General features: G+C 63.0%; 6 protein-coding genes. 1 reads left to right on the plus strand and 5 read right to left on the minus strand.

Features of this window, described 5'->3' with window-relative positions:
• Nucleotides 1-205 precede the first annotated feature (205 nt).
• The 3 genes from EN742_RS24730 to EN742_RS24740 form a co-directional block, all read right to left on the minus strand.
• Nucleotides 206-1,777: a GMC family oxidoreductase gene (locus EN742_RS24730; RefSeq protein WP_128333397.1), complete on the minus strand. Its 1,572-nt coding sequence runs from the start codon at nucleotides 1,775-1,777 to the stop codon at nucleotides 206-208.
• 48 nt (nucleotides 1,778-1,825) lie between these two features.
• Entirely contained in the window at nucleotides 1,826-2,356 is a 531-nt protein-coding gene (locus EN742_RS24735; RefSeq protein ID WP_127407333.1) for a gluconate 2-dehydrogenase subunit 3 family protein, read from the minus strand.
• 80 nt (nucleotides 2,357-2,436) lie between these two features.
• Nucleotides 2,437-2,832, minus strand: coding sequence for a VOC family protein (locus EN742_RS24740; RefSeq protein WP_126054767.1), 396 nt, complete (start codon nucleotides 2,830-2,832; stop codon nucleotides 2,437-2,439).
• Between the two features lie 257 nt (nucleotides 2,833-3,089).
• Here EN742_RS24740 and EN742_RS24745 point away from each other — a divergent pair, with 257 nt between their 5' ends.
• A complete protein-coding gene (locus tag EN742_RS24745) occupies nucleotides 3,090-3,395 on the plus strand; it encodes a ribbon-helix-helix domain-containing protein (RefSeq protein ID WP_126054768.1) in 306 nt (101 codons plus the stop codon).
• Nucleotides 3,396-3,493: 98 nt separating this feature from the next.
• On the opposite strand, the gene EN742_RS24750 is transcribed toward EN742_RS24745, so the two are convergent.
• Entirely contained in the window at nucleotides 3,494-4,198 is a 705-nt protein-coding gene (locus tag EN742_RS24750; protein ID WP_126054769.1) for a DeoD-type purine-nucleoside phosphorylase, read from the minus strand.
• Between the two features lie 242 nt (nucleotides 4,199-4,440).
• Nucleotides 4,441-4,735: response regulator (locus EN742_RS24755; RefSeq protein ID WP_148670235.1), on the minus strand; the 295-nt coding region annotated here is incomplete at its 5' end.

Consider the following 4,735-nt stretch of genomic DNA (forward strand, 5'->3'; position numbering starts at 1 on the left):
CCACTGGGCGGTTACACCAGCGGCGGCAACTCCGTCTCCATGACTCAGGCGACGCTGGACGGGCCTGACAGCCCGTCCTTCGATATCATCATGAAGCAGCCCGACGGAGCTTTCACCGCCTCAACCTGCACCAGGGGATAATCTACCCTTTCGCAAAAAAGCGCGGAGCCGGGAAAGCTCCGCGCAGGCTGCCGGGAGGGCGTGTTCAGATGCTCTTCGCCGACATCTGTCCGGCGATGTAATCGGCCTGACGGATGGCGAGCGAGACGATGGTCAGCGTCGGGTTCTCGGCGCCGCCGGTGGTGAACTGGCTGCCGTCGGACACGAACAGGTTCTTGATGTCGTGCGCCTGGCCATGCTTATTGACGACGCCGTCGGCCGCCTTCTCGCTCATCCGGTTGGTGCCGAGATTGTGGGTCGAGGGATAGGGCGGTGTCGGGAAGGTCCGCGTCGCGCCAACCGCCGCGTACAGCGCCTGACCCTGCTTGTAGGCATGATCGCGCATCGCCGTGTCGTTGGCGTGATCGTCGAAATGGACGTCGGCGATCGGCATGCCGTGCTCGTCCTTTTCGTCCTTGTGCAGCGTGATGCGGTTTTCCGGCCGCGGCATGTCCTCGCCGACGATCCACAGGCCCGCCATGTGGTCGTAGTGGTCGAGCGCCGTGGTGAAGGAGCGGCCCCAGCCGCCCGGGTTGAGGAAGGCCGCCATGAATGGCAGGCCGAGCGACAGCGTCTCCATCTCATAGCCACCGACGAAACCGCGCGAAGGGTCGTGGCGCGCCTCGTCGCGGATGATGCCGGCCATGGTGGTGCCGCGATACATGTGCACCGGCTTGTCGAAGATGGCGTAGACCGAGCCGGTTGTGTGGCGCATATAGTTCCTGCCCACCTGCCCCGAGGAATTGGCGAGCCCGTGCGGGAACTTGGCCGATTGCGAGTTGAGCAGCAGCCGCGGGCTCTCGATCGAGTTGCCGGCGACGGCGACGATGCGCGCCTTCTGCTCCTGCAGCTTGCCGTCCTTGTCGGCATAGACGACCCCGGTCACCTTTCCGCTGGCGTCGTGGTTGATCTTGATCGCCATCGAATTCGGCCGCACCTCGAGATGGCCAGTCGCCTCACCCTTGGGGATCTCGGTGTAAAGCGTCGACCATTTGGCGCCCCATTTGCAGCCCTGGAAGCAGAAGCCTGTCTGCTGGCAGGAGTTGCGGTCGTCGCGCTGGACCGAGTTGATGGCCATGTTGCCGGTGTGGCATTCCTTGTAGCCGAGCTTGTCGGCGCCGGCCTTCAGCACCTTGAAGTTGTTGTTGCCCGGCAGTCTTGGCCAGTCATTGGTGCCGGTGACGCCCATCTTGGCTTCGGCCTTGGTGTAGTAGGGTTCCATCTCGGCCAGCGTGATCGGCCAGTCGAGCAAGCTGGCGCCTTCCACCTTGCCATAGGTCGAGTGTGCCTTGAACTCATGCTCCTGGAAGCGCAGCGAGGCGCCCGCCCAATGCGTGGTCGAGCCACCGACCGACTTGACGATCCAGGCCGGCAGGTTTGGAAAATCCTTCGCCACCCGCCAGTCGCCGGATGTGGTGCGCTTGTCCTTCCAGGCAAGCTGGGTAAAGGAATCCCACTCGTCGTTGATGAAATCATCGTATTCGTGGCGGGCGCCCGCCTCGAGGATGACGACGTCGATGCCTTTCTGGGCAAGTTCGTTGCCGAGTGTGCCGCCGCCGGCGCCCGAGCCGATGATGACGACCACGCTGTCATTCTTGAGATCAAATGGTGCTGCCATGGTTTCCTCCCATGAATTCGGTCAAAAGCGGTTCAAGGAAAGAGCGGTTCAGAGCCACTCGATGTCGTTGAAACCGCGCTCGATGTAGCCGCCCTTGGAAAAGGACTCGCCCTCGTAGCCGAAGATCGGCCAGACATCCTTCTGGTTGTAGAGGCTGACGACCAGGCCGCTGCGTACCGTCTGGAAGAACGGCGAGCTCTCGATGTCCTTGAGCAGCGCGACGCGCTGCTCCTCCCAGCCGAGCCCGCGATAGCCGCCGCTGCCGGCCTTCTTGTCGAGTTCGGCGATGCCCTTCTCGATCAGCTCCTTATGGGCGGGGTCCTTGGCGGCCAGCTCGTCATGGGCCTTGACCGCGATTGCGTAATGTTTGTCCGGCACCTGGTCGTGCGGGTAGATGTCGCGCGCCACCTGGATCAAGGTCGCCATGGTCTCTGGCTTCAGCGCCGCCGTTTCGAGACCCCAGGCGTGTTGCGGGCTGATGACGGCGCTGCCGGAAATGACGAGCAACGCTCCCGCGCCGCCGTGCTTCAGAAGCTCGCGCCGCGACAGGCCGGGCTTCCTTTCATAGATGGTGACCATTTGTTCCTCCCTGCTTGCTGTCCGCACCTCGAAGGGGTGCCTTTGCTGGCGCCGCGCTGGCCCGCGCGGCTGGTGGTCGCTTACTGAAACCGTCCTCCTCGCTGCAGGACCTCGATCTTGTAGCCGTCGGGATCCTCGATGAAGAAAAAGCGGGCGATCCGCGCCCCGTCGCGGTCGAACTCGACGATCTTCTTCGGGTTGAGGCCGAGCGCGCCGAGGCGGTCGTGCTCGCTGTCGAGGTCGGCGACCGAAACCGCGAGATGACCGTAGCCGTCGCCGAGTTCGTAAGGCTGCTCGCGACCCTTGTTGACGGTGAGCTCAAGCTCGAACGATGTCTCGGGATTGCTGAGATAGACCAGGGTGAAGGTCTCGAAATCCAGCCGATCGGCGATATCGAGTCCGAAAGCATTCCGATAGAAGTCGACAGACCGGGCCTCATTCAGAACCCGGATCATTGAGTGGATCGCTTTCGCCAAATTTCAACCCTCTTCAGCCGCGCGAAAGATGCGCACGAGGGTGATTATGGGCGCCTTGCGGCAAAGGTGGTGGCAGCCGATTACCACGCGCGGGATCCGGAAAACGGATAGAAGGCGTGAAGCGGCCGGTTCCAGCGACGAAAGTCCGATTGCTGTTTTTGGCCTTCCGGTTGAGAATGACCGGCCGCGACAGGCAAGACTCAACGGCGCGACTTGCATCGACTCGCGCCCAAAACCAACAAGAATGGGAGAAAACGATGTGCAGGGTTTTCGCCGGGCAGGACCCGGAGGGCTACCGACAGATCAACCGGTCGATTCGCATCGACGGGCATTCCACGAGCATCCAGCTTGAGGCTACGTTTTGGGCATTGCTCGATGAGATCGCCGAAAGCCAGGGCCTGACGACGCCCAAATTCATCTCGACGCTCTATGACGAGGCAATCCAGATCAACGGCCAGATCCCGAACTTCGCCTCGATGCTGCGCACCACCTGCGCGCTCTATCTGCGCGGCCACCGGCCAACCGCGAACGAACAGGCGGCGCTGAAGCGGGAAGCCGCCTAGAGCAATTCCAGGAAAAGTGCGTAGCGGTTTTCCGTCCGGAATCGCGTCAAAACAAAGAGATAGAGCGGTTCAGCGTTTCCATGAAACGATGAACCGTTCTAGTCGACGGCGACTTCGAGCGCCAGCCGCGTCATGTCGGTGAACAGCTCCTGGCGCTCGGAATAGTCGGTCTGCTCGCCGTTGGCGACATGATCGACCACGTTCAGCAACGACAGCGCCCGCGCGCCGAAATGGGCCGAAATGCGGTACAGGGCGCTGGTCTCCATATCGACGGCGAGCGCTCCCATCGCGATGGCTTCGGCATAGCGGGCGCGGCCCTGCGGATGATAGAAAATATCGCTGCAGATCGTCAGCCCCGCCCGGTGCTCGATGCCGAGCGCCTCGGCCCGCCGCAATGCCCCGGCCAGCAGTTCCGGATCGGGACCGGCGGCGGCGTAAAGCCCGAAGACCTGGCCGCTATCGGCATTCTCGGCGCGGACCGATCGCGATATCACCAGGCCGCGCAGCGGCACCTCGGCGCTCAGGCCGCCACAGGTGCCGGTCCGGATCAGCGTCTTGACGCCGTGGAAGTCGAGAAGTTCATGGGCGTAGATCAGGAATGACGAGACGCCGATGCCGGTAGACTGGATGCTGACCGGCTTGCCCCGGAACCGGCCGGTGAAGCCCAGCGCGCCCCTGCGGCGATTGACGCAGCGCGGCGCCTCGAGAAAAGTCGCAGCCATCCATTCGGCGCGCTCCGGGTCGCCCGGCAGCAGCACCGTTTCGGCAAAATCACCCTTCTCCGCTTCGTTGTGCGGCGTCACGGCATCTACCCCAATTCCCCGCCGCGTTTGTCACCGCAATCATGGCGATCTCGCGTCGATGCGCAAGCCGCGATTGCGACGCTCCAGTGGCCGGCCTCACTGGTTATGAGTGGACGGATCGCTCCCCGGCGCCGCCACCTGTAAACGGCATGGCGGGGGCGTCTGTGCGCTCGATCACATTCAGCCCGCTGTTTGTGCGCGTCGTTCTCGCAAAACCGCGGCGCATTTTTGGCCGATACGCATCAGGATTCCAACACGTCCTTGACGATGGTTGCCAGCTGCTTGAGCGAAAACGGCTTCGGCAGGAAGCCGAAATGCGCGTCGGCGGGCAGGTTCCTGGCAAAGGCGTCCTCGGCGTAGCCTGAGACGAAGACGAACTTGATGTCGGGCTGCCGCTTGCGCAACTCGCCTAGCAGCGTCGGCCCGTCCATTTCCGGCATCACTACGTCGGACACGACGATGTCGATCTTGCCGCCGAGCGCCTCGAACACTTCCAGTGCCTCGACGCCGGAGGACGCTTCGTGGACGGTATAGCCG

It is taken from the genome of Mesorhizobium sp. M4A.F.Ca.ET.020.02.1.1, assembly GCF_004022645.1.
Lineage (GTDB): Bacteria > Pseudomonadota > Alphaproteobacteria > Rhizobiales > Rhizobiaceae > Mesorhizobium.